General features: G+C 69.8%; 17 protein-coding genes. 3 read left to right on the forward strand and 14 right to left on the reverse strand.

Annotation, left to right across the window (positions count from 1 at the left end; translation table 11 throughout):
- Positions 1–90: 90 nt before the first annotated feature.
- From dxs to ngcE, 8 genes are all read right to left on the reverse strand, one after another.
- Entirely contained in the window at positions 91–2,058 is a 1,968-nt protein-coding gene (gene dxs, locus FGW31_RS06750; protein WP_142192439.1) for a 1-deoxy-D-xylulose-5-phosphate synthase, read from the reverse strand.
- A 266-nt stretch (positions 2,059–2,324) separates the two neighbouring features.
- Positions 2,325–3,617: a sugar ABC transporter permease gene (locus FGW31_RS06755; RefSeq protein ID WP_142192440.1), complete on the reverse strand. Its 1,293-nt coding sequence runs from the start codon at positions 3,615–3,617 to the stop codon at positions 2,325–2,327.
- A complete protein-coding gene (locus tag FGW31_RS06760) occupies positions 3,614–4,405 on the reverse strand; it encodes an ATP-binding cassette domain-containing protein (protein WP_161175844.1) in 792 nt (263 codons plus the stop codon). Before FGW31_RS06760 ends, FGW31_RS06755 begins: the two co-directional genes overlap by 4 nt.
- 176 nt (positions 4,406–4,581) lie before the next feature.
- The gene (locus FGW31_RS06765) at positions 4,582–5,682 is read right to left on the reverse strand and encodes an ABC transporter substrate-binding protein (protein WP_161175848.1); all 1,101 of its coding nucleotides are present in this window, start codon (positions 5,680–5,682) and stop codon (positions 4,582–4,584) included.
- A 134-nt stretch (positions 5,683–5,816) separates the two neighbouring features.
- Positions 5,817–7,028, reverse strand: a complete 1,212-nt coding sequence (locus FGW31_RS06770; RefSeq protein ID WP_142192460.1) for an ROK family transcriptional regulator — start codon at positions 7,026–7,028, stop codon at positions 5,817–5,819.
- 183 nt (positions 7,029–7,211) lie between these two features.
- Positions 7,212–8,138, reverse strand: coding sequence for a carbohydrate ABC transporter permease (locus FGW31_RS06775; protein WP_142192443.1), 927 nt, complete (start codon positions 8,136–8,138; stop codon positions 7,212–7,214).
- On the reverse strand, positions 8,138–9,064 hold the full coding sequence (locus tag FGW31_RS06780; RefSeq protein WP_142192444.1) for a carbohydrate ABC transporter permease: 927 nt from the start codon (positions 9,062–9,064) through the stop codon (positions 8,138–8,140). The genes FGW31_RS06775 and FGW31_RS06780 overlap by 1 nt, the downstream gene beginning before the upstream one ends.
- Before the next feature lie 82 nt (positions 9,065–9,146).
- Positions 9,147–10,613: an N-acetylglucosamine/diacetylchitobiose ABC transporter substrate-binding protein gene (gene ngcE / locus FGW31_RS06785; RefSeq protein ID WP_142192445.1), complete on the reverse strand. Its 1,467-nt coding sequence runs from the start codon at positions 10,611–10,613 to the stop codon at positions 9,147–9,149.
- Between the two features lie 376 nt (positions 10,614–10,989).
- Between ngcE and FGW31_RS06790 the strand changes: the two genes are divergently transcribed.
- Together FGW31_RS06790 and FGW31_RS06795 are read left to right on the forward strand one after the other, a co-directional pair.
- On the forward strand, positions 10,990–14,793 hold the full coding sequence (locus FGW31_RS06790; RefSeq protein WP_142192446.1) for a GH92 family glycosyl hydrolase: 3,804 nt from the start codon (positions 10,990–10,992) through the stop codon (positions 14,791–14,793).
- A 156-nt stretch (positions 14,794–14,949) separates the two neighbouring features.
- Positions 14,950–16,911, forward strand: coding sequence for an alpha-glucuronidase (locus FGW31_RS06795; RefSeq protein ID WP_142192447.1), 1,962 nt, complete (start codon positions 14,950–14,952; stop codon positions 16,909–16,911).
- Between the two features lie 281 nt (positions 16,912–17,192).
- Here FGW31_RS06795 and FGW31_RS06800 read toward each other — a convergent pair whose 3' ends face one another.
- The 5 genes from FGW31_RS06800 to FGW31_RS06820 form a co-directional block, all read right to left on the reverse strand.
- Complete coding sequence (locus tag FGW31_RS06800; protein ID WP_142192448.1) at positions 17,193–17,876, reverse strand: hypothetical protein; 684 nt, start codon at positions 17,874–17,876, stop codon at positions 17,193–17,195.
- Positions 17,873–19,390 (reverse strand): GH39 family glycosyl hydrolase, encoded by a 1,518-nt coding sequence (locus tag FGW31_RS06805; RefSeq protein ID WP_142192449.1) that lies wholly within the window; start codon positions 19,388–19,390, stop codon positions 17,873–17,875. The genes FGW31_RS06800 and FGW31_RS06805 overlap by 4 nt, the downstream gene beginning before the upstream one ends.
- Entirely contained in the window at positions 19,387–21,045 is a 1,659-nt protein-coding gene (locus FGW31_RS06810; RefSeq protein WP_142192450.1) for an ABC transporter substrate-binding protein, read from the reverse strand. Before FGW31_RS06810 ends, FGW31_RS06805 begins: the two co-directional genes overlap by 4 nt.
- Before the next feature lie 108 nt (positions 21,046–21,153).
- On the reverse strand, positions 21,154–22,026 hold the full coding sequence (locus tag FGW31_RS06815) for a carbohydrate ABC transporter permease (protein WP_142192451.1): 873 nt from the start codon (positions 22,024–22,026) through the stop codon (positions 21,154–21,156).
- Positions 22,020–23,009, reverse strand: a complete 990-nt coding sequence (locus FGW31_RS06820) for an ABC transporter permease (RefSeq protein ID WP_142192452.1) — start codon at positions 23,007–23,009, stop codon at positions 22,020–22,022. Before FGW31_RS06820 ends, FGW31_RS06815 begins: the two co-directional genes overlap by 7 nt.
- Positions 23,010–23,263: 254 nt before the next feature.
- On the opposite strand from FGW31_RS06820, the gene FGW31_RS06825 reads away from it, so the two are divergent.
- Positions 23,264–24,259 (forward strand): acetylxylan esterase, encoded by a 996-nt coding sequence (locus tag FGW31_RS06825; RefSeq protein ID WP_142192453.1) that lies wholly within the window; start codon positions 23,264–23,266, stop codon positions 24,257–24,259.
- Between the two features lie 174 nt (positions 24,260–24,433).
- Here the strand turns inward: FGW31_RS06825 and FGW31_RS35540 are convergent.
- Positions 24,434–24,885 (reverse strand): effector-associated domain 2-containing protein (locus FGW31_RS35540; RefSeq protein ID WP_411757113.1); only part of this gene is annotated, 452 nt, incomplete at its 5' end.

The raw sequence follows: 24,885 nt of genomic DNA on the forward strand, positions 1-24,885 counted from the left end.
CCGGCGCGGGCGTTCTCACGCGGATGGGCCGCACGCGCCACTCTTCACAGTGGCACGGGCGGCCCATCCGGGCGACGCGTGGACGACGGGTCAGTCGCGGGCCGACTCCACCGAGTCGACCGCCTCGGCGGCGGACCGCTCGGCGGGCGTCCTCCCGCCCGAGCGGAGCCGGGAGTGGGGGATGCCGTCGAGCTTCGCCACCAGGCCGGTGACCTGGCGGGCGATGTCCGGGGCGGTGAGCCCGATCTCGGCCATGACCTCGGCGCGGGAGGCGTGGTCGAGGAAGCGCGGCGGGATGCCGAAGTCGCGCAGCGGCACGTCGACGCCGGCGTCGCGCAGGGTCTGGGCGATCGCGGAGCCGACACCGCCGACCCGGGAGTTGTCCTCGACAGTGACGACGACGCGGTGCTTCTCGGCGAGCGGGGCCATGGCCTCGTCGACGGGCTTGACCCAGCGCGGGTCGACGACGGTGGTCGAGATGCCCTGCCGGTCGAGCAGGCCGGCGATCTCCAGGCACATCGGCGCGAGCGCGCCCACCGAGACCAGCAGCACGTCCGGGGTGTCGGTGCCGGGCTCGCGCAGGACGTCCATGCCGCCGACCCGGCCCACCGCGGGCACGGCGGGGCCGACGGCGCCCTTGGAGAAGCGCACCACGGTCGGCGCGTCGTCGACGTCGACGGCCTCGCGCAGCTGGGCGCGGACCTGCTCGGCGTCGCGCGGCGCGGCCAGCCGCAGCCCGGGGACGACCTGGAGGATCGACATGTCCCACATGCCGTTGTGGGAGGCGCCGTCGGTGCCGGTGATGCCGGCCCGGTCCAGCACGAACGTCACACCGCACTTGTGCAGCGCCACGTCCATGAGGACCTGGTCGAAGGCGCGGTTGAGGAAGGTGGCGTAGACGGCGAAGACCGGGTGCACTCCGGCGTGGGCGAGGCCGGCCGCGGAGACGGCGCCGTGCTGCTCGGCGATGCCGACGTCGTAGACCCGCTCGGGGAAGCGCTTGGCGAACCTGTCCAGGCCGACCGGCTGGAGCATCGCGGCGGTGATGGCGACGACGTCCTCGCGCTCCTCGCCGATCCTGACCATCTCGTCGCCGAAGACGGAGGTCCAGTCGGCGCCGGAGGAGGCGATCGGCAGGCCGGTGTCGGGGTGGATCTTGCCGACGGCGTGGAAGCGGTCGGCCTCGTCGGCGAGGGCGGGCTGGTAGCCGCGGCCCTTCTCGGTGAGGCAGTGGACGATGACCGGGCCGTTGAAGCGTTTGGCGCGGGCCAGCGCGGACTCCAGGGCCTCGATGTCGTGGCCGTCGATGGGGCCGACGTACTTCAGGCCCAGGTCCTCGAACATGCCCTGCGGGGCGATGAAGTCCTTCAGGCCCTTCTTGGCGCCGTGCAGGGTGTCGTAGAGGGGGCGGCCGACGACCGGGGTGCGTTCCAGGAGGTCCCTGGTGCGGGCCAGGAAGCGCTCGTAGCCGTCGGTGGTGCGCAGGGTCGCCAGGTGGTTGGCGAGGCCGCCGATGGTGGGCGCGTAGGAGCGCTCGTTGTCGTTGACGACGATGACGAGCGGGCGGTCCTTGGCGTCGGCGATGTTGTTCAGCGCCTCCCAGGCCATGCCGCCGGTGAGCGCGCCGTCACCGATGACGGCGACGACGTGGCTGTCGCGCTTCTTGATCTGGTTGGCCTTGGCGATGCCGTCGGCCCAGCCGAGCACCGTGGAGGCGTGGCTGTTCTCGATGACGTCGTGCTCGGACTCGGCCTGCGAGGGGTAGCCGGACAGGCCGCCCTTCATCTTCAGCCGGGAGAAGTCCTGCCGTCCGGTCAGCAGCTTGTGCACGTAGGACTGGTGGCCGGTGTCCCACAGGACCTTGTCCTTCGGCGACTCGAAGACCCGGTGCAGGGCGATGGTGAGCTCCACCACACCGAGGTTGGGGCCGAGGTGGCCGCCGGTCTTGGAGACCGCGTCGACGAGGAAGGTCCGGATCTCCCCGGCCAGCTGGTCGAGCTCCTCCAGGCTGAGCCGGTCCAGATCGCGCGGTCCCCTGATGCGGGTCAGCAGCGGCACCCGTGCCTCCTTGCAGTAGAGCTGATCGAGCTGTTGCCGGGCGTGTCGAGTCTAATGTTCCGCTCCGGCGCACGGACTCCGGGCGGTGCGTCATACGTCACGCGATCAGCGGTACCCCGGATGCGTCCGCCTTACGACACGGCTGTTGCCCGGTACCTGTCGGGGCACCGGGCAACAGTTGCGTACTCGGGGGCGGGGGGGCCGGGTCGGTCCGCGGCCGCGCCGCGCGGGCGCGGCGGGCCGGGGACCGGCCGGCTCGGACGTCCTTAGGCGCGTCCCGCCGTCTTCTGCGTCTTGCGGGTGACGGCGTCGATGACGACCGTCGCCAGCAGCACACCGCCGGTGATCATGTACTGCACCGGCGAGGCGATGCCCTCCAGGGCGAGGCCGTACGTGATCGAGATGATCACCATCACACCGAGGAGCGCGTCCCACGTGCGGCCGCGGCCGCCGAAGAGGGACGTACCGCCGATGACGGCCGCGGCGATGACGTTCATCAGGAACTCACCGGTGCCCGCGCCCTGGTTGGCGGAGGCGATCTTCGAGGCGACGAACAGGCCGCCGATCGCGGCGAAGGTGCCGGCGATCGCGAAGACCGAGATGCGGACCATCTCCACGTTGATGCCGGCCCGGCGGGACGCCTCGACGCTGCCGCCGAGCGCGAACACCTTGCGGCCGTAGGCGGTGCGGCGCAGCACGAAGTCCGTCAGCACCAGGAACGCCAGGAAGATCACCACGGCCAGCGGCAGGCCCTTGTACTGGTTGAAGACGATCGCGACGGCGAACGCCAGCACGGCCAGCAGGACGGTCCGCACGATGATCTCGTTGAGCGGCCGGGAGGGCACGCCCGCTGCCTCGCGACGGCGGTTGTCGAAGAAGGCGACCAGGAAGTAGCCCACGGTCGCGACGAGGGCCAGACCGTAGGCGGCGGCCACGTCGCTGAAGTAGTAGCTGGTCAGCTTGACGACGAGGCCCTCGGAGTCGAGGTTGATGGTGCCGTTGTCGCCCAGGATCTGCAGCATGAAGCCCTGCCAGAACAGCAGTCCGGCCAGGGTCACGGCGAAGGCCGGGACGCCGATGCGGGCGAAGATGAAGCCGTGGATGGCGCCGGCCACCGTGCCGGTGAGGATCGCCAGCACCAGGGCCAGCACCTCGTTCATGCCGTGCGTGACGCTCATGACCGCGAAGGCGGCGCCCGCGACACCGCTGACCGAGCCGACCGACAGGTCGATCTCGCCGAGCAGCAGGACGAAGACGATACCGACGGCGATCATGCCCGTGCCGACCATGGCGACGGACATGTCCGAGAAGTTGCCGGCGGTGAGGAAGTTGGGGTTCAGGCTGGTGAAGATGGCCCAGATGATCAGCAGACCCACCACGACGGGCAGGGAGCCGAGGTCACCGGCCTTCATCTTCCGCTTGAACTCGTTCCAGTAGCCCGCGAAGCCCTGTTCGCGCACCAGCAGCCGGGGGTCGACCACGGTCACGGCCGCGGCGGCCGCCTCCGGGTTCGCCACGGCGTGGCCCTCGGTGGGGGTGGAGGTCTTTTCGGTGCTCACTTCTTGATCTCCCCATTGGTGCGCGCCGCACGACGGGTCACGGCGTTGTCCGTGGCGCCCGTGATGGCGGAGATGATCTCTTCCTGCGAGGTCGACTTGACCTCGAAGACGCCGTTGTTGCGCCCGAGGCGCAGGACGGCGACCTTGTCCGCCACGGCCTTCACATCGGCCATGTTGTGGCTGATGAGGATGACGGCGTGGCCGCGCTCGCGCAGCCGCTCGACGAGGTCGAGGACCTGCGCGGTCTGCTCGACGCCGAGGGCGGCGGTGGGCTCGTCCAGGATCACCAGCTTCGGCTCGCCGAGCATGGACCGGGCGATGGCCACGACCTGGCGCTGACCGCCGGAGAGGGAGGCGATCGGGATGCGGACGCTGGGGATGCGGATCGAGAGGGTGTCGAGGAGCTCGCGGGAGCGGCGCTCCATCTCCACCTCGTCCAGGACGCCGCGCCTGCGGATCTCCCGGCCCAGGTAGAGGTTGCCGACGACATCGATGTTGTCGCACAGCGCGAGGTCCTGGTAGACCGTCGCGATGCCCAGGTTCTGGGCGTCGTGCGGCTTGCCGATCTGGACGGGCCGGCCTTCCCACTCGATGGATCCCTCATCGATGGGATGCACGCCGGCGATCGTCTTGACCAGCGTGGACTTTCCGGCGCCGTTGTCGCCCACCAGGGCGACCACCTCACCGGCGTGGACCTCAAGCTCTACGTCGGTGAGCGCCTGGACGGCACCGAACCGCTTGGAGACCCCGCGCAACGCCAGCACGGGCGTAGCGGACACGTGAACCATCTCCTTCGCCGCCTGACCCGGCGGGAGGTTGTGCAGAAGTAGGGGGGGTGGTCCGTCCGGCGCCCCGCGTAGCTTGCGGGGCTGGTGTGTGCGGGGCGCCGGCGGAGCGTGGGGCAGTCGGTCCCGTCGGGGAGTCCGGGTCACGGACTCCCGTGTGTCACGGGACGCTGGACTGCTTACTTGAGGCCGATCTTGTCGCAGGCGGCCTTGTACTTACCGGTGCAGATCTCCTGGACGGTGTAGATGCCGTCCTTGATCACCGTGTCGTTGATGTTGTCCTGGGTCAGCGAGACGACCGGGACGAGGACCGCGGGGACGCCCTTCTGGGTGGGGCTGTCGACCTTGTCCTTGGCGAGGGAGTCCAGCGACTTGCCCTGGGCCAGCAGCACGGCCATCTCCGCGGCGACGTTCGCCTCCTGCGGGTACGGCTTGTAGACGCTCATGTACTGCTCACCGGTGACGATGCGCTGCACGCCCGCGAGTTCGGCGTCCTGGCCGGTGACCGGGATGTCGTCGATGCCGGCGGCCTTCAGGGCGGTGATGATGCCGCCCGCCATGCCGTCGTTGGCGGAGTAGACGCCGACGATCTTGTCCTTGCCGAGGGCGGAGATGGCGCCCTCCATGTTGGCGTTGGCGTTCTCCGGCTTCCACTCCTTGGTGTCGTACTCGCGGCCGACCTTCACCTTGCCGTCGAGGACGGAGTGGGCGCCCTGCTTGAACTGGGCGGCGTTCGGGTCGGTGGAGGACCCGTTCATCATGACGATCTGGCCGTCCTTGGCCTTGTCGCCCAGCGCCTCCAGCAGGGCCTCGCCCTGGGTCTTGCCGACCGTCACGTTGTCGAACGAGGTGTAGGCGTCGATCGGGCCCTCGGCGAGGCGGTCGTAGGCGACGACCGGGATGCCGGCGTCCTTGGCCTTCTTCACCGAGCCGGCGATGGCCTTGGAGTCCACCGCGTCCACGATCAGCACGTCGACCTTGTTGGTCACCATCGTGTCGACCTGCTGGTTCTGCAGGCTGGCGTCCTGCTTGGCGTTGGCGTAGACGACCTCGCCCTTGTTGTTCGTGAGCTCCTTGACCTTCTTCTCGATCAAGGGCTTGTCGAACTTCTCGTACCGCGCGGTCTGGTTCTCCGGCAGGAGCAGACCGACCTTGATGTCGTCGCCCTTGGCGGCGGAGTCACCGGAGTCGGCGTTGTCGCCGGACTCGGCGGCGCTGCCGCAAGCGGCGAGCGAGACGGCCATCGCACCCGCGGCGATGGCTACGGCGGCACGACGCATACGCGTGTTCACTTCTAGAAACCTCCCTGACGAGGCCGCGTCGTTGCGGCCGAGGTGGCTGGAAGTCAACTCGGCCACACGTGCGACGTCAAGAAGTAAATCCTTAACGAGATGGCAACGGTGCCATCCGTTCTCTAAGTGAAGGCAGGGCCCGCCACGGCGAGCGACCCCGTCGCGGTGCCGTCCAAAAGCGTCGAATCGCCCATCTCGCTCAGCGCGAGGGCGAGCGCTCCGAGCACCTCGGCACGGCCCCCAAGTGCCCCGGGGAGAACGGACAGTTGACGTGCCGCACTGGGGATCGCGTAGCGGCCGACGGACTCCCGGATCGGACCGAGCACCAGCTCACCGGACTCGGCGAGATCACCGCCGAGCACCACCCGGCTCGGGTTCAGCAGGTTGCAGAGATTCGCGACTCCACTGCCGATGTGGCGGCCGACGTCGGCGATCACCCGACGACAGCCCGGGTCTCCGTCCCGCGCCAGCCGCACGATGCCCTCCATCGTCAGGTCGGTGCCGTGGCTGGGCTGGAGCAGCGGGAGCACATAGCGTGCGGCCGTGAAGGTCTCCAGGCAGCCGCGGTTGCCGCAGCGGCAGACGGGGCCGGACTCATCGAGTGTAATATGTCCGATTTCGCCTGCGGTGCCCCCGGGGCCGCGGTAGATCTTGCCGTTGATCACCAGGCCCGCGCCGACACCGCTGGCGACCTTGATGTACGCCAGGTCGCGCACGCCCCGGCCGCTGCCCCACACCATCTCGCCGAGGGCGCCGAGGTTGGCGTCGTTGTCCACGTGCACCGGCACGCCGAGCCGCCCTCGCAGTTCCTCGGCCGGCTTGGTGCCGGTCCAGCCGGGCAGGATCGCGGTCGAGCCCAGCGTCCCGGACTCCACGTCGATCGGGCCGGGTACGCCGAGGCCCACGCCGGCGACCTTGGCGCGGTCCACCCCGGTCGCCTCGATCAGGCGGCTGACCAGCTGTTCCGCCCGGTCGAAGCCCTGTGCGGCGGAGGCGTCCACGTCCAGCGGCTCGGACTCCTCGGCGAGCACCTGGTGGGCGAGGTTGCCGATCGCGACGCGCAGGTGGGTGTGCCCGAAGTCGACGCCGATGACGATGCCGGCGTCCCCGCTCAGCGAGACGCTGCGGGCCCGGCGTCCACCGGCCGAGGTGGGCGTGACCTCGACCGTTCCGCTGTCCTTCAGTTCCCGGACGATGTTGGAGACGGTGGCCGCGGACAGGCCGGTCGTCCTCGCGATCTCGGCCTGGGTGAGGGAACCGGCAAGACGTACTGCTCGGACGACCCGCTCCAGGTTGGCTCGGTGCAGCGACGACTGCGACCCCGGAGTCTCCACGACGACCTCCTGCGCGCGGGGCCGCTTCGGCGAGGCCCCGTCCATGTCCAACTAGTGAACTCTAAGCTGAGCTGTTCGGGTTGCCTCCCGTCAAGAGGTTGAACCGTTTCCGGAGACACGGACACCCGCGCACACGCCGCTGTCTGCGACGGGAGCGGCGTGTGCGCGAGCGATGTCGGAGCGTTACTTCAGGGCTCCGGCGGTGAGACCCTGCACCACCTGCCGCTGGAAGACGATGTACGCGGCGAGGACGGGCAGCATCGCCATGACGAGGCCGGCGAAAAGTCCGGACCAGTCCCCCTTGTAGCCCTGGCTGACGGCCAGCTGCACCAGACCCTGGGTGAGGACGTGCTTGTCCTCGTCCGTGTTGAGCACGGTGGGCAGCATGTACTGGTTCCACTGGCCGAGGAAGTTGAAGATGCCGACGCTGATCAGACCGGGCTTGGCCATCGGCAGCATGATCTGGAAGAAGGTGCGGGTGTGCGAGGCCCCGTCCACGAATGCGGCCTCCGCGACCGAACTGGGCAGCGTCCGGAAGAACGCGGTCAGGAAGAACACCGTGAACGGCAGTGAATACGCGATGTAGACCAGGATCAGCCCGTGAATCGTGTTCAGCAGTCCCATGTTGTTGACCACGTAGAACAACGGGACCAGCGCGAGCATCACCGGGAAACTCATGCCGCCGATGAACAGGTAATAGATGAACCGGTTGCCGGGAAAGTCGAAACGGGCCAGCACATAGGCCGCCATCGAGCCCAGCACCAGTGTGCCGACCAGTGAGCCGCCGACCACCAGAACGGTGTTCAGGAAGTAGTCGCTCATATGGGCCTGGGTCCAGGCCCGCGACCAGTTGTCGAAGTGCAGCGTGTCCGGCAGCGACCAGGGCGAGCCGAAGATGGAGGCGTCGTCCTTGAAGGACGTCATCACCGCCCACACCAGCGGCATGACGACCATGATCGCCCAGATCACCAGGATCCCGTGCGAGAAGACGTTGAGGACGGTGCCCTCCCTCTTGTGCCGCGCGGGCTCGCCGCCGCCCGGGGCGCCGGCCTTGGTGACGGCGGCGCCGGACTCGGCCGGTACGGGGGCGGGGGTCTCGGTCGTCTTCATCAGTACTCCAGCCGCTCGCGCCGTCCCAGCTTCATCACGACGGCGGCGAAGGCCAGCGTGACGACGAGCAGGGCGACACCGATGGTGGTGGCATAGGCGGCCTGACCGTCACGGAACGCCTTCTGGTACACGTACAGGACCATGACGGTGGTCGAGTAGTCGGGGCCGCCGGGGCCGGTCGTCATGATCTGCACGACCGCGAACGACTCCGCGCCGAGGGCCAGGATGCCCATGTACACCCAGCCGGACTGCACGGTGTCCCACAGCAGCGGCAGCGTGACGCGGAAGAAGGTGGTCACGCGGTTGGCCCCGTCGAGCAGTGCGGCCTCGTACAGGTCCGCGGGGATGGACGCCATGCCCGCGGAGAACAGGACCACGAAGAAGCCGACCGTGGACCAGACGAGCACCGCCATCACGGCCCACAGGGCGAGGTCCGGGTCGCCCAGCCACAGCGGCTGGACGCCGTCGAGGCCGACCGCGCGCAGCACCGAGTTGATCGCACCGCTGTCCGGGTTGTACGCGAACGCGAACAGCAGGGCCACGATGGCGATCGACAGCACCTGCGGGAAGAAGTAGACGATCTTGTAGAAGGCCGAGCCGCGGACGCCGGAGATCACCGGGCCGCCGCGCCGCCGCCGCCCGCCCACGTTGATCATGAAGGCGAGGAACAGGGCCAGACCGATCGTCACCACCGGCAGCAGCAGGGCGAACAGCAGGCTGTGCTGCAACGACTTCCAGAAGATGTCGTCGTCCAGCATCCGTTCGTAGTTGTCGAACCCGACCATGGCGAAGTCGGGGCTCAGTCCGGTCCAGTCGGTGAAGGAGTAGTAGATCGACTGGATGAACGGCCAGATGACGAAGAGCGCGTACAGCCCCAGGGGAACCGTCAGGAACCCCACGATGAACCGGTACTTGCCGTGCTGCATTGCTACCGACCCCGTTCTGCGCGCGGGTGCCGCCAGGGCCGGCCCGGCGCGCGCACGCCGGACAGGCCCTGGTGACGGGTCCTCACTGGTGCTTGTAGTGCTTGATCGACGAGTCCTTGGCCGCCTCGTCGGCGAAGCCCTGGATCTTCTTGATGGCCTCGGCCGGGGTGATCCGGCCGGCCATCATCTCGCCGAGCCCGGACACGCCGATCTTCTCCTTCTGGAGCTGCACGTACCAGTCCTGGATGCGCGGGTTGACGACGTTCTCGCCGGCCTTGTCGAGTGCCGCGACACCGGACTTCAGGCCCGGGGTGAGCTCGATGCCGTCGGTGCCGCCGTTGTAGGCGGTCAGGGACTTCACCTTGCTGGTGAAGTTCTTCGAGGACGCCTCGCCGAGCATGATGCGCAGCTGCTCCATGCCGCCGGCGCCGTTGCGCGCCTTGGCCGGGACGACGAAGGGCTCGCCGCCGGAGGCCCAGATGGTGCCGAAGGGCAGCTTGTCGGAGGAGTCGAGGCCGGTGGGCGCGGAGACGGTGAGGCCGAAGTCCGACGGGATGACCTTCGCGGACTCGTTCTCCACCCAGGAGCCGTTCGGCAGGAACAGCGCCTTGCCCTGCGCCCAGGCGGTCTGCGACTGGATGTGGTCCAGGCCCGGGGTGCCCCGCAGGACGTAACCCTTCCGGTAGAGCTCGTAGTACGCCTCGAAGCAGGCCTTGACGGCGGGGTGCTTCCAGGCGTTGGGCTCCAGGTTGTCGATGGCGTCGAGGACCTCGCGGCCGCCGACCTTGCCGATCATCGGGTAGAGCGAGAACGGGATGTAGTAGGGGTATTTGCCCGCGTACGTCCAGCCGGCCATGCCCTTCTTCTTGGCCTTCTCGCAGACGGCGAGCATCTGGTCCCAGGTCTGCGGGTACTGCTCGTCGAGCGCCTCCAGGGCCTTCTGCGAGTACCAGACGCCGTACACGGTGTAGGCGTAGTAGAGGATCCAGACCTGCTCGCCGTCGAACTGCCCCATCTCCACGATGCCGGGGCGCAGGGTGTCGCGGACCTTCTTGCCCGGGTCGTCGTACGACGGGGCGTCCAGCAGCGGGGTGAGGTCGGCGAGCTGCTTCTTGCCGACCAGGACGCCCATGTCCATCTGCTCGGCGCCGGAGTTGTCGATGAGGTCGGGCGGATTGCCCTGGTTGAACCGCGGCTGCAGGGTGGACTGGATCTTCTGGGTGGCGGAGAACTCGACCTTCGCCCCGGGGAAGTTCTTCTCGTAGACCTTCACCGCGTCCTCGGCGTACTCCTTGCCGAAGCCGCCGTCGAACAGGACGAATTCCATCGGCGCGGTCTCGTTGACCGCGAGCGGGTTCTTCTCGGACTTCTTGCCCTGGGTGGCCTTCTCCTGTTCCTCACCGCCCCCGCTCGCGCACGCGGACAGGAAGCCCATTGCCGGTACGGAAATGAGGCCGAGCGCGGCGGACCGCCGGATCAGATCGCGGCGTCCCACGCCGGTCGGATGGGTGTCGCCGGTGCCGTTGTTTTCTGCGGAAGTGGATCCCATGCTCAAGTCCTCGCCTTCTCCAGGACTCAGGCGGTGAACCGGATCCTCCCCGGCACCGCGATCGGGTCAAGCTGGGTCGTGCAGGAAGTGCGGCTGGTACATGGTCGGGCGCTGTGAAGATGCCCCGGAGTGCCGACAGGTATAGTCCACTTCACGCCGACGGAGCAAGATCGAATGCAAGGTTCACCTCCGGTCTTTTCCGAGTTGAGACCTCCCGGAAATATGGGCCTCCGAAGGCTTCCCCGACGTGAATTCTCCGGCCTCCGGACTGGAATACCACATTCAACCCTCTTGACATCTTGGGCCACTTGACCCACTACTGGTGCTTGCGCTTATCGATTGACAACGTTGTCCAGCGCAGGGAGGGTGCTCACGCATGCAACACAGGGTTCGGCACAGATGGGGGACGGCGGTCGTCGCGACGACCGCCTTCGCTTTGGCCGCGGGCTCCCAGGGCGTAGCGGTCGCCCTGCCGACGGCACCGGCCAAGGCCGACCGGGAGTTCGCTTCGTCGTTCGAGTCCGGGGAGCCCGCCCCGGACTGGCTGAACACGGTCGACACGACCCCGGGCGGCGACAAGCGCGCCTCGGGCGTGGACGGCGGGTACAGCTCCGGCATCCCGGGCAATGTCACCGACCACGTCACCGACGTCCGCGCGAGCGCGGAGAACACCGGCGGCGGTGAGGTGAAGGAGAACCTGGTGGACGGGGAGCCCAGCACCAAGTGGCTGGCCTTCGAGTCCACCGGCTGGGTGGAGTTCGACCTGGACGCGCCGGCGAAGGTGCTGCGCTACGCGCTCACCTCCGCCAACGACCACGCCGAACGCGACCCGAGGGACTGGACGCTCAAGGGCTCCGCCGACGGCACGCAGTGGACGACCCTCGACACCCGCTCCGGCGAGACGTTCTCCGAACGGTTCCAGACCAAGCTGTACGACGTGGACGCCTCCGCCGTCGCCGAGTACCGCCACTTCCGGCTGGAGATCACCAAGAACGGCAGCGGCGACCTGGTCCAGCTCGCCGACGTGCAGTTCTCCACCGGCGACAGCGAGACACCGATACCGCAGGACATGCTCTCGCTGGTCGACCGCGGACCGAGCGGCTCGCCCACGGCGAAGGCGGGCGCCGGGTTCACCGGAAAGCGTGCCCTGCGTTACGCCGGCCGGCACACCGCCGAGGGGCGGGCGTACTCGTACAACAAGGTGTTCGACGTCGATGTGGCGGTCGGCCGGAACACCCAGTTGTCGTACCGCGTCTTCCCGTCGATGGCGGACGGCGACCTCGACTACGACGCCACCAACGTCTCCGTCGACCTCGCCTTCACCGACGGCACCTACCTGAGCGACCTGCGCGCCAGTGACCAGCACGGGTTCCCGCTGACGCCGCAGGGCCAGGGCGCGTCGAAGGTCCTGTACGTCAACCAGTGGAACAACGTGGTCTCCCGGATCGGCTCGGTGGCCGCCGGCAAGACCGTCGACCGGATCCTGGTGGCGTACGACTCGCCCAAGGGCGAGACGAAGTTCCGGGGCTGGCTGGACGACGTGGCGCTGAAGGAGGTGGCGCCGGAGCGGCCGAAGGCCCACCTCTCCGACTACGCGGTGACCACCCGCGGCACCAACTCCAGCGGCGGCTTCTCGCGCGGCAACAACTTCCCCGCGACGGCCGTCCCGCACGGCTTCAACTTCTGGACCCCGGTCACCAACGCCGGGTCGCTGAGCTGGCTGTACGACTACGCGCGCGGCAACAACGCGGACAACCTGCCGACGATCCAGGCGTTCAGCGCGAGCCACGAGCCGAGCCCCTGGATGGGCGACCGGCAGACCTTCCAGGTGATGCCGTCCGTCGCCGCCGGCACCCCCGACCTCGGGCGTGAGGCGCGCGAGCTGGCCTTCCGGCACGAGAACGAGACCGCGCGGCCGTACTACTACGGTGTGCGGTTCGAGAACGGCCTGAAGGCCGAGATGGCGCCGACGGACCACGCGGCGATGATGCGCTTCACCTTCCCCGGTGACGACGCGAGCGTGCTGTTCGACAACGTCACCGACCAGGCCGGGCTGACCCTGGACAAGGAGAACGGCACGTTCACCGGCTACTCGGACGTCAAGTCCGGACTGTCCACGGGCGCGACCCGGATGTTCGTGTACGGCGAGTTCGACAAGAAGGTCACCGAGGGCGACGCGAGCGGCGTCAAGGGCCATCTGCGCTTCGACGCGGGCGACGACCGCCGGGTCACGCTGCGCCTCGCCACCTCGCTGATCAGCGTCGACCAGGCCAAGGACAACCTGCGCCAGGAGATCCCCGAGGGCCGCGACTTCGAGGCGGTCAAGAAGAGCGCCCAGCGCCAGTGGGACCGCATCCTCGGCAAGGTCGAGGTCGAGGGCGCCACGCCGGACCAGCTGACCACGCTCTACTCCAGCCTGTACCGGCTGTACCTGTACCCGAACGCGGGCCACGAGAAGGTCGACGGCGCGTACAAGTACGCCTCGCCGTTCTCGAGGATGCCGCAGCCGGACACCCCGACGCACACCGGCGCGAAGATCGTCGACGGCAAGGTGTACGTCAACAACGGCTTCTGGGACACCTACCGCACCACCTGGCCGGCGTACTCCTTCCTGACCCCGTCCAAGGCCGGTGAGCTGGTCGACGGGTTCGTGCAGCACTACAAGGACGGCGGCTGGACCTCGCGCTGGTCCTCCCCCGGCTACGCCGACCTGATGACCGGCACCTCCTCGGACGTGGCGTTCGCGGACGCCTACGTCAAGGGTGTCGACTTCGACGCGGAGGCCGCGTACGACGCGGCGGTGAAGAACGCCACCGTCGTGCCGCCGTCGTCCGGTGTGGGCCGCAAGGGCATGGCGACCTCGCCGTTCCTCGGCTACACCAGCACCGAGACGCACGAGGGCCTGTCGTGGGCGCTGGAGGGCTACCTCAACGACTACGGCATCGCGAAGATGGGCGAGGCCCTCTACAAGAAGACGGGCGAGAAGCGGTACAAGGAGGAGGCCGCGTACTTCCTGAACCGCGCCCAGGACTACGTCAACCTCTTCGACTCCGAGGCCGGGTTCTTCCAGGGCAAGAGCGCCAAGGGCGACTGGCGGGTCGAGTCCTCGAAGTACGACCCGCGCGTGTGGGGCCACGACTACACCGAGACCAACGGCTGGGGCTACGCCTTCACCGCCCCGCAGGACAGCCGCGGTCTGGCCAACCTCTACGGCGGCCGGGACGGCCTCGGCGACAAGCTCGACGAGTACCTGTCCACCCCGGAGACGGCCTCCCCGGAGTTCGTCGGCTCCTACGGCGGTGTCATCCACGAGATGACCGAGGCCCGGGACGTCCGCATGGGCATGTACGGCCACTCCAACCAGGTGGCCCACCACGCCCTGTACATGTACGACGCGGCCGGGCAGCCCTGGAAGACGCAGAAGAACGTGCGCGAGGTGCTGTCCCGGCTGTACACCGGCAGCGAGATCGGGCAGGGCTACCACGGCGACGAGGACAACGGCGAGCAGTCGGCCTGGTACCTGTTCTCCTCGCTCGGCTTCTACCCGCTGGTGATGGGCAGCGGCGAGTACGCCATCGGCTCCCCGCTGTTCAAGAAGGTCACCGTGCACCTGGAGAACGGTCGCGAGCTGGTCGTCAAGGCGCCGGAGAACAGCGCGAAGAACGTCTACGTGCAGGGTCTGAAGGTCAACGGCAAGCGCTGGAACTCCACCTCGCTGCCGCACGCGCTGATCGCCAAGGGCGGTGTCCTGGAGTTCGACATGGGCCCGCGCCCGTCGTCGTGGGGCACCGGCAAGAACGCCGCCCCGGTGTCGATCACGCAGGACGACGAGGTGCCCACGCCCCGCAAGGACGTGCTGAAGGGCGAGGGGGCGCTGTTCGACGACACCTCGGCGACCGGCGCCACGGTGTCCACCGTGGACCTGCCCGTCACCGGGAACACCGAGGCCGTCCAGTACACGCTGACGTCCGGCGACCGCGCCAAGGCGCCCACCGGCTGGGTGCTGCAGGGCTCGGCCGACGGAAAGACGTGGACCGACCTGGACACCCGGGCGGACGAGTCGTTCCGCTGGGACCGCCAGACGCGGGCCTTCTCGGTGGACGAGCCGGCGGCCTACGGCCACTACCGGCTGGTGCTCACCGGTGAGGCGGCGCTGACGGAGGTGGAACTGCTGAGCTGACCACCGCTCACAGGGCGGGTCCGGACCGTGTCCGGGCCCGCCTTTTCGCTGGATTCCCGCAGGCCAACAGGTACCTCTCCGGTCCCCCGTGCACCAGAATGAGGGCGGCCCCCGGTGCTCTCCGGGCGGCGCGTCCACGGCACGGGGAGGGCACGGATGACGGACCCGGGGGACATCGACGCGGCCTGGCTGCCGTCCGCGGCGTTCCGCGCGGTCGGCAGCCGGCGTGTGCTGGTCCGCGCGGGCGAGGGCCCGCAGGCCGGCACGGTCCACAGCGAACTGGCCGAGGCCTGCGCCCGGTTCGGCGGCCGGGTGGTGCCGGACGGCGCGGACGCGGACCTGGTCCTCGCGCCGGCCGACGTCGACGGTCTCGGCGACGAGGGGTTCACGTTCGAGCGCCGCGGCGGGACCACGACCGTCACGGCGTCCGGCCAACGCGGCCTGCTGCACGGCCTGTTCCACGTGGTGCGGCTCGGCGAGGACGCCTTCACCGGTGAGCGCGCCCGGGAGGTGCACCGCCCGGCGCTCGCGACGCGCATGCTGGACCACTGGGACAACGTGGCCGTGCACCCGGTGATGGGCCAGGTCGAACGCGGCTACGCGGGCGGCTCGCTGTTCTGGGCCGACGGACGGGCGCGCGGCGACCTGGACCGGGTGCGGGCGTACGGCAGGCTGCTCGCGGCGTGCGGTATCAACGCCGTCGCCATCAACAACGTCAACGTCCACGCGACCGAGGCGCACCTGCTCACCGACCGGATCGGTGAGGTCGCCGCGATCGCCGACGTATTGCGTCCGTACGGCATCCGCACGCATCTGTCGGTCACGTTCGCCGCGCCGGTGGTGCTGGGCGGACTGCCCACCGCCGACCCGCTGGACGAGGCGGTGCGCACCTGGTGGGCGGAGGCGACGCGCCGGGTGTACGAGGCGATCGGCGACTTCGGCGGGTACGTCGTGAAGGCCGACTCGGAGGGCCAGCCGGGCCCGTTCGCCTACGGCCGCTCGCACGCCGACGGCGCGAACCTGCTGGCCGCGGCGCTGGAGCCGTACGGCGGCACGGTGCACTGGCGGGCGTTCGTCTACGACCACCGGCAGGACTGGCGGGACCGGTCCACCGACCGGGCGCGGGCCGCGTACGACCATTTCACCCCGCTGGACGGGCGGTTCGCACCCAACGCGGTCCTCCAGGTCAAGCACGGGCCGATGGACTTCCAGGTGCGCGAGCCGGTGTCCCCGCTGATCGGCGCGATGCCACGGACCCGGCTGGCGGTGGAGGTGCAGGCCACGCAGGAGTACACCGGGCAGCAGCGGCACGTGTGCTGGCTGGGCCCGATGTGGAGCGAGGCGCTGCGGTTCCGGCCGGACGGCTCGGTGAGCGCCGGACGGCTGGCGGACGGCCTGGTGGCCGTGTCGAACGCGGGCGACGACCCGTTCTGGACCGGTCATCCCCTCGCGCAGGCCAACCTCTACACGTTCGGCCGGCTGGCCTGGGACCCGGCGGCGGATCCGCGCGCGGTCCTCGACGAGTGGATCGCGCTGACCCATCCCGGCGCGCCGGAGCGGCTCGTCGACGGGCTGCACGCCGTGCTCGACGGCTCCTGGTCGACGTACGAGAAGTACACGGCGCCGCTCGGCGTGGGTTTCATGGTGCAGCCGGGGCACCACTACGGGCCGAGCGTCGACGGCTACGAGTACAGCCCGTGGGGCACCTACCACTTCGCCGACCGCGACGGCGTCGGCGTGGACCGCAGCGCGGCGACCGGCACCGGGTACGCCGCGCAGTACGCCAAGCCGTGGTCCGAGGTGTACGAGTCGCCGGAGACCTGCCCGGACGAGCTGCTGCTGTTCTTCCACCACGTGTCCTACGGCCACGTACTGCACAGCGGGAAGACGGTGATCCAGCACATCTACGACACGCACTTCGAGGGTGTCGAGGAGGCCGAGGAGGCCCGCCGGGTGTGGGCGGGCCTCGCGGACCTGGTGGAGCCGGCCCGGCACGCGCGGGTGGCCGAGCGGTTCGAGGAGCAGGTGCGCTGCGCCCGGGAGTGGCGCGACCAGGTCAACAGCTACTTCCTGCGCAAGTCCGGCGTGCCGGACGGGCGGGGGCGGACCGTCTACTGAACGCGCGGGACGGCGACGCCGAGCGGGTCCGGGATAAACGGTTCGCCCTGACCGGTGAGCAGGTCGGTGACGGTGGCGTGGGCGGTGGGGCGGTGCGGTGGTGTGGTCGAGGAGGAAAAGCGGGCGGGTGCCGTTGGGGGGCAGCGGGGCGAGCGGGCCGGGGACGTCGCTGAGGGTGTCGATGCCGGCCCGGGTGAACAGCCGGTGGTCCTCGTCCCACGCTCACTCGGGCCGTTGCTCGGGGTTGTCGTCGCCGTAGGGGACTTCGGGGTGCGGCGGGGTCAGGCCGTGTAGTGCTCCTCGGTCTCGGTGATCAGCGGGCGGCTGCCGTGCAGCAGCGACAGCAGCAGCGGGGCGGCGAGCAGGGCGGGCAGGGCCTCGGTGAGCAGGGCGGTCCCGGCGGCCGTCACGACCAGCAGGGAGGCGGCGGAGAGGGTGGCGCGGGGCTGCCGGAGCAGGAAGTGGGCGGCGAGGCGGGCGGTGTCGCGGGCGCGGAAGGTGAACAGGGCGGTGAGGACCAGCGCGTGGGCGCCCCACAGCAGCGAGCCGGTGCCGATGAGCCCCAGCAGGGCCGCCCACCAGCGGGGCAGTCCGGTGGCGGAGAAGTGGGTGAGGGTGAAGGCGATCACCGTGAGCCAGCCGAGCAGCGGCGCCCACAGGGCCAGCGCGGCGCGGGCGCCGAGGCGCCAGCCGCGCAGGAAGGCGCGGGCCGGACGGAGGTCGGTGAGGTCGCGGCTGCGGTGGTGCAGCGCGTAGAGGGCGGCCGCGGCGGCCGGGCCGAGCGGCAGCAGGCAGGCGGCGGCCAGGGGCAGGTTGGCCGGGTCGGGGGCGAGCAGGAAGAGGCCGGCGAGGCCCGGCGCCGCGGTGAGCAGCAGCAGGGCCTCGACGGTGAGGAGGGTGTGGATCAGGGCGGCGGCCCGGGACAGCGGGCCGGTGCCGAAGGCGTCCACCCGTGCGGTGCTCACGGCGTCTCCCCGCCGAGCAGGCGCCGCTCGTCCCACCAGGGCGGGGCCTCGTCGTGGACCGGGGTGACCTCGACCAGGGTGACCTCGTGGCGGGCGAGGGTCAGCGCGAGGTCGACGCGGCCGTTCTCGACGGGCAGCCGGTGGTGGCTGCGGGCGGGTTCGGCGGCCTCGTGGAGGATGTCGAGCTGTGTGCGCTCCGGTGAGCGGGGGCTGCCCATGTGCCGCCAGGCGGTGTAGGCGTTGCCGCGTTCCTCGTCGACGCGGGAGCGGCGGACGAACGCCTCGCCGCGCGGGGCGGTGCCGACCGGCAGGGACAGGCGCAGGGTGTGCCGGTCCGGGCCGGGCGTGCGCCCCGTCGTGTCGACGGGGGCCCAGGCGAGGACGGTGACCCGGCCGTCGGCGTGCCGGGTCACCAGGTGGTCGGCGCCCCGCGCGAGCTGCTGCTCGCCCATGCGGGCCATGAACGCGTACAGGTGGTAGGTGGGTTTGCGGACCTGGCGGTGGGTGAGCAGGCCGAAGCCGCCGTGGAAGAGCGCGGTCGGGATGCCGGTCTCCTCGAAGACGTCGCTGAACGTCCAGTAGGAGAAGGAGTCGGCGTGGTCGCCGCCCAAGGCGACGACCGGCGCGAGGTAGGCGGCGTGGAAGGCGGTGTCGTGGACCGGGTTGTCCGGCCGGTAGGAGGAGTTGAACTCGGTGATGTGGACGGGCAGTTCCGCCAGCCGGGTGCCGGCCAGCACCCGGCGGGGCGCGGCGAACTGCGTGAGGAGGTCGGCGGCCGGCGCCAGGGTCTGGTGGACGCCGAAGGGGACGTGCCGGGCGGGCCCGGAGGTGTAGGCGTGGCGGGAGACGAAGTCGACGGGCACACCGCGCCGTTCGCTGAACTCCGCGAACGGCACCAGCCACTCGTCCGCGCCGGGTGAGATCGCCGGGCCGCCGACCCGCAGCCGGTCGTCCACCTCCTTCACGGCGTGCGCGGTCACCTCGTACAGCCGGTGGTACGCCGCCTGGTCGGCGTTGAGCCAGAAGTCGGGCAGGTTGGGTTCGTTCCACACCTCGACGGGCCAGGTGCGGACCTCTTCGGCGCCGTAGCGGTCGATCAGGTGGGTGAGGACGGCGCGGACGAGGTCCGTCCACTCCTTCTCGTCGGCGGGCGGGGTGATGTTGCCCTTCCACCAGAACACCGTCTGCCGTCCCGAGGCGAGCGCGGCCGGCATGAAGCCGAGTTCGAGGAAGGGGCGCACGCCGAGGCCGAGGCAGGCGTCGAGCACCTGGTCGAGGTAGGTGAAGGAGTGGTGGGTGCGGCGGGCGCCCTGCCACTCGTAGGTGCGGTGGATGCCCATGCCGTCGCTGAGCAGGCCGTGCCCGCGCAGGTACCGGAAGCCGATGTCGCGCTGGAGCAGGGCGAGGGAGTCCTGGTAGTCGCGGCGCAGCGCGAGGTCGAGGCGGCCGGTGCCGACGCAGTGGCGCCAGGCGTCGGACAGGGGGCCGTCCGGCTCCGCGGGGACGTGGATCACGCGTTGTCCTCCCTGAACCGCTCGTGCGCCTGGTTGTGCAGGTCGATGAAGCGGTCCATGTTCTTCGCCCGCAGCTCCTGCACGTAGTCGTCCCACTCGGACAGCGGGCGCTTGCCGAGCGCGAACTGCAGGGTGTTCCGGGTGACGTGGTCCTTGAGCGGGGTGTCCCAGAGGGTGGCCTGTTCCTGCTCCTCGGCGCGCAGCGGGTGCGGCGGGTCCACGGGCAGTTGTTCGCGGGTGATCATGGCGTCCTGGAACTTCTTCTCGTCGGGACCGAAGGAGGAGGAGACCAGCGCCCAGCTGCCGCCGTAGGAGAAGACGCCGTTGTAGAAGCCGAAGTCCTTCTGGAGGTCCTTGGGGGCGTTCGGGTCCGATCCCATGAGGCTGATACCGGGCTCGAGTTCGTACGCGCCGGGTCCCGAGCGGGTGTAGGTGGTGTTCTCCACGCCCCATTTGGTGAACTCCTGGCCGGCGTCGGAGTACCAGAGCCAGTCCACGAACTGCATCAGGGCGACGAAGTCGTCGCGTTCCAGTGCCTTAGCCGAGATCATCAGGCCGTTCTCCAGGCGGGAGCCGCCCATGACCACCGGTCCGGCGGGGCCGATCGGCACCGGGATCATCTCGATGGTGGCGCCCTCGACCTGCTTGCCGAGGTTGTAGCGGTAGTTCTGCACCAGTTCCTGCGGGTTGGCGCTGATCGCGAAGGACTTCTCCGACAGCAGCTTCCTGACCGCCTCGTCGTCGGTCTGGGTGAAGCTCTCGGGGTCCATCAGCTCTTCGGAGACCAGTCTGTGCAGGTACTCCACGACCTGGCGGTAGGCGTCCGTGGCTCCGGTGAACACGAACCTCCCGGCCTCGGCGTCCCAGCCGGTGTTCAGGTACGACCAGCCGGCCCGGACGCCGTACGCCTGGCCGAGGTACTGGGAGAGCGCGCCGACGGGGAACGGGGTGTTGGTGCTCCAGCGGTCGGAGAGCGGATAGCGGTCGGGGTACTCCTCCTTGAGCGCCTTGAACGTCTCGTACACCTCGTCCCAGGTGGTGGGCAGGGTCAGGCCGTGCCTGTCGAGGACGTCGGTGCGGAACGCCAGCGAGTAGCTCTGCTTGACCTTCTCGTGCAGTCCTGGCAGCAGGTAGTAGCGGCCGTCGGACTGGCGCAGCGAGTCGATCTCCGGCTGGAGGCGCCACTTCTTCACCTTGGCCTGGAAGTGCGGCATCAGGTGGACGTACTCGCTGACCGGGAGGATCGCGCCGGAGGAGACGAACGCGGTCTCCGCGCCCGGGTAGGTCTTGGGGATGAGGAGCGGGGCGTCTCCGGCGCCGATGAGCAGGCTGCGCTTCTTCTCGTAGTCGCTCAGCGGGACCGACGTGGCGTCGAGGGTGACGCCGGTGCGGCGGGTGAGTTCCTTCCAGAACAGCCAGCCCTCTCTGAGCGGATAGCCCGGGTTGTCGTTGTGCAGCACGGAGAAGGTGAGCGGCTGGGCCGCCTTGAACCGGCCGCCGGCGCGGTAGTCCTTCATGGCGCCCTTCTGCTTCTTCGCCAGGTCCGCGGCGTCGCCGCCCTCGCCACCGCCACCGCAGCCGGTGAGGGCGGCGAGGCCGAGGAATCCGGCGGCGCCGAGTATCTGGCGCCGCGACAGCTGACCGGTGTTCTTCACGGGTGACTCCCTTGGAGCGTCGGCGGGTTCGATAGGGGCGGGCGGGGAAGGCGGGGAGGAACGGACGGCCGGGAGGGGCCGGATGGGGCCGGGAAGGCGGTGCGGCGGTCAGCCCTTGACCGCGCCGAGCATTACGCCCGAGACGAAGTAGCGCTGGAGGAACGGGTACAGGCAGAGGATCGGCAGCGAGGTCAGCACGATCGTGACCGCCTGGATGTTCGCCGAGACCTGGGTGAGCTGCTCGGTGGCCGCGCCGGCGCCGGTGCCTCCGGTGGCGCCGGCGAGCAGGTTGCGCAGGTAGACGGTGACCGGCATCAGGTCGCTGCGGTCCATGTAGAGGAACGCGGCGAACCACGAGTTCCAGAACGACACCGCGTAGAAGAGCACCATGGTCGCGACGACGGCCTTCGACAGCGGCAGCACGATCCGCAGCAGGGTGCCGTAGGTGCTCAGGCCGTCGATCTGCGCGGCCTCCTCCAGTTCCGTCGGCAGGCTCTCGAAGAACGCCTTCATCACCAGGAGGTTGAACACGCTGATCGCGTTGGGCAGGGCGATGGCCCACACGCTGTTCTTCAGACCGAGGCTGGTGATCAGGACGTAGTGGGGGATCAGTCCGCCGGTGAAGAACATCGTGAAGACGGCGATCCCGACGAGGGTGCCGTGCCCCTTGAGGTTCCGCTTCGACAGGACGTAGGCGTAGCAGGTGGTCAGCACCATGGCGACGGCGGTGGAGACGACCGTGTACAGCACGGTGTTGCCGTAGTTGCGCCAGAACATCGAGTCGGAGAAGACGATCTCGTACGTGGTGAGGTTGAAGCCCTTGGGCCACAGCGTCACCTCACCGGCACGGATCTGCCGTTCCCCGCTGAACGAGCGGGCGATGATGTTGACGAAGGGGTAGAGGGTCACCGCCACGACGAGCGTGAGGATCACCCCGTTGACTCCCTGGAAGACGCGGTAGGAGCGGCTCGGCCTCACCACAGGCTCGTCCCCATCGTGCGGCGCGACAACTGGTTCGCGGAGGTGATCAGGACCAGCCCGATGATCGCCTCGAACAGTCCGATCGCGGCGGCGTAGCTGAAGCTGTTGGACTCCACACCGGTCCGGTAGAGGTACGTGGAGATCACGTCGGCGGTGGGATAGGTCAGCGGGTTGTACAGCAACAGGACCTTCTCGAATCCGACGGCCATGAAGGTGCCGATGTTGAGGATCAGCAGCGTGATCATGGTGGGGCGAATGCCGGGCAGGGTGACGTGCCAGATCTGCTGCCAGCGGTTGGCGCCGTCGATGCGGGCGGCCTCGTACAGGTCCTCGTCGATGGTGGTGAGCGCGGCGAGGTAGAGGATCGTGCCCCAGCCCGCCGTCTGCCAGATCTCCGAACCGACGTAGATGGTGCGGAACCAGTCGGGTTCCTGAATGAACCGGATCGGTTCGTGGCCGAACCAGCCGAGGACGTGGTTGATCGGGCCGTCCGTGGCGAGCATCTGCAGCGTGATGCCCGCGACGATCACGATCGACAGGAAGTGCGGCAGGTACGACACCGACTGCACGAACCGCTTCAGTGACGTCCTGCGCACCTCGTTCAGCAGCAGGGCCAGCACGATCGGGACCGGGAAGCAGAACACGAGCGTGAGTCCGCCCATCCACAGGGTGTTCCGGAACACCTGCCAGAAGGTCGGGTCGGACAGGAACATCTCGACGTAGCGCAGCCCCACCCAGTACTCGCCGAGGATCGAACCGCCCGGCTCGAACCGGCGGAACGCGATCACGTTGCCGATCATCGGCAGATAGCGGAACACCAGGAAGAACAGCAGCGGCAGCACGGCCAGCGAGTACAACTGCCAGTCCCTGCGCAGTGCTCGGCGCCAGCCGGTGCGCGCGGGTGAACGTGTGCGCCGCGGTGGGGTCTTCGGCGGCGGGTCCTGCGTGCCCGGGGAACGAGCCGACGTGGTGGAGGTGCTCATTGCTCGGGCCTCCTGTACCTAGGACGCAGAACCGAAACTTTCGAGCGCTTACCGGTAATCTCGCGGCAACCTATGAGGCGCGGTAGACGGTGTCAATGGGTGGTGCGCGCGGGACTTTTGAGCGGTCGGAGCGGCAACGGATCCGGTCCGTACGGCTGTGGAGCGCGGCCTTGATCTGTTAACGTCCCCGGAACTTTCTGGTGCGCGCCCGCAACGATCGGTCGCGCCGTCCGTTCGACTCTGCGAGGTGCCCCGTGCCCGCGTTCGACCTGCCCCGGGCGGAACTTGAGCGCCACCGCCCGGACATCGAGGAGCCCGCCGACTTCGACGCGTTCTGGGAGAGCACCCTGGAGGAGACGTCGGCCGCGGGCGGCCCGCTGATCTCCGCGCGCCCGGTGGACAACGGGCTGCGGCTGACGGAGAGCTGGGACGTGACGCTGCGCGGCTTCGCCGGCGATCCGGTACGGGCCTGGTTCAGCCTTCCGGCCGCGAGCGCCGAACCACTGCCCGCGGTCGTGGAGTTCGCCGGGTACGGACGCGGCCGCGGCCTGCCGCACGAACGGCTGACCTGGGTGAACGCCGGGTACGCGCATCTGCTGATGGACAACCGCGGCCAGGGCGACCAGTACGGCAGCGGCGGCGCCACCCCCGACCCGCACGCGCACGCGCCGGGCGGCCCGGGTCCCGCGGTCCGCGGACTGCTCGACCCGCGGGACCACCACTACCGCCGGCTGATCACCGACGCCGTGCGCGCGGTGGCCGCCGTGCGCGCAATGCCCGGCGTGGACGCCTCGCGGGTCGCGGCCGTCGGCAACAGCCAGGGCGGAGGACTCGCGCTGGCCGTGGCCGGACTCGTACCGGACCTCGCGGCGGTCCTGGTCACCGCCCCGCTGCTGTGCGGCATCCAACGCGCCCTGGACCTCACCGACCTGCCCCCGTACGGCGAGATCACCGCGTATCTCGCGGTCCACCGGGGCGCCGAGGAGGCGGCCCACCGCACCCTGTCCTACCTCGAGGGCGTGTCCTTCGCCCGCCGGGCGCACGCCCCGGCCCACTTCGGGGTCGGGCTGCGCGACACGGTCTGCCCGCCGAGCGGGGCGTACGCGGCGTTCAACCGCTACGCGGAACGCACGGCCGCGGACCCCGTCAAGGTGCTGCACGCCTACCCGTTCAACGGACACGAGGGCGGGGACGCGGTCCATGTGCGGCGCCAACTGGACTGGCTGGCCGAGGTGTTCGGGAACGGGTGAGGCGGGCGGGCGAGGGACCGGCCGGAGGTGCGTGGACCGGGCGAGGCGGCAGCGCGCCGACGGCGGGTTCCGGTCCACCGAAGTATGGGAGCGCTCCCACCTCGCCCTGAGGGGAAGGTAGCGCCGGACGGCGTGGTTGTCCACGGTATCCGCACGAACGGCTTCGACGACCGGTCAGTCGTGGGCGTCGATCAGCCACTCCAACTCGTCGCCCGCGGGCCCTCCTTCGAGGATCCGGACCACCGCCACCAGCACCCGCCTGCCCGCCGGGACCGCGAGCACGGCCCGCGCGACGGCCACCGCGTCCTCCCGGAGCCGGACGCCCCGCAGATCGACCTGGCGGCCCAGCTGATCGCCCAGCAGCATGGCGAACATCGCACGGCCCTGCGGCGTCTCCATGCAGGACAGCTCGCACAGCGCGTCGGTGAGCCGCGCCAGCAGCACGGCCCGGCCGTCCGCCCGCCGGGCACCGTCGGCGCCCGCGGGCCGGTCGCCGGGCCGAGGGACCCGGTTCGTTCCCACCGGGCGGCTGCGCGGTGGCGGCGCGTACGGCTCGGGCAGCGACCCGCGCGGCGGCGGCGCGTAGGGGCGGGCGCGCGAGCCGTTCGCGGCCCGGGCCGTACGGC

Source organism: Streptomyces calvus, assembly GCF_006782915.1.
GTDB classification, from domain to species: Bacteria; Actinomycetota; Actinomycetes; order Streptomycetales; family Streptomycetaceae; genus Streptomyces; species Streptomyces calvus.

What these genes read in the sequence shown, in the direction of transcription:
- FGW31_RS06775 (WP_142192443.1), bottom strand. Translation starts at nt 8,138, where the DNA reads ATGAAGACGACCGAGACCCCCGCCCCCGTACCGGCCGAGTCCGGCGCC.
- FGW31_RS06760 (WP_161175844.1), bottom strand. Translation starts at nt 4,405, where the DNA reads ATGGTTCACGTGTCCGCTACGCCCGTGCTGGCGTTGCGCGGGGTCTCC.
- FGW31_RS06820 (WP_142192452.1), bottom strand. Translation starts at nt 23,009, where the DNA reads ATGAGCACCTCCACCACGTCGGCTCGTTCCCCGGGCACGCAGGACCCG.
- FGW31_RS06795 (WP_142192447.1), top strand. Translation starts at nt 14,950, where the DNA reads ATGACGGACCCGGGGGACATCGACGCGGCCTGGCTGCCGTCCGCGGCG.
- ngcE (WP_142192445.1), bottom strand. Translation starts at nt 10,613, where the DNA reads ATGGGATCCACTTCCGCAGAAAACAACGGCACCGGCGACACCCATCCG.
- FGW31_RS06790 (WP_142192446.1), top strand. Translation starts at nt 10,990, where the DNA reads ATGCAACACAGGGTTCGGCACAGATGGGGGACGGCGGTCGTCGCGACG.
- FGW31_RS06780 (WP_142192444.1), bottom strand. Translation starts at nt 9,064, where the DNA reads ATGCAGCACGGCAAGTACCGGTTCATCGTGGGGTTCCTGACGGTTCCC.
- FGW31_RS06765 (WP_161175848.1), bottom strand. Translation starts at nt 5,682, where the DNA reads ATGCGTCGTGCCGCCGTAGCCATCGCCGCGGGTGCGATGGCCGTCTCG.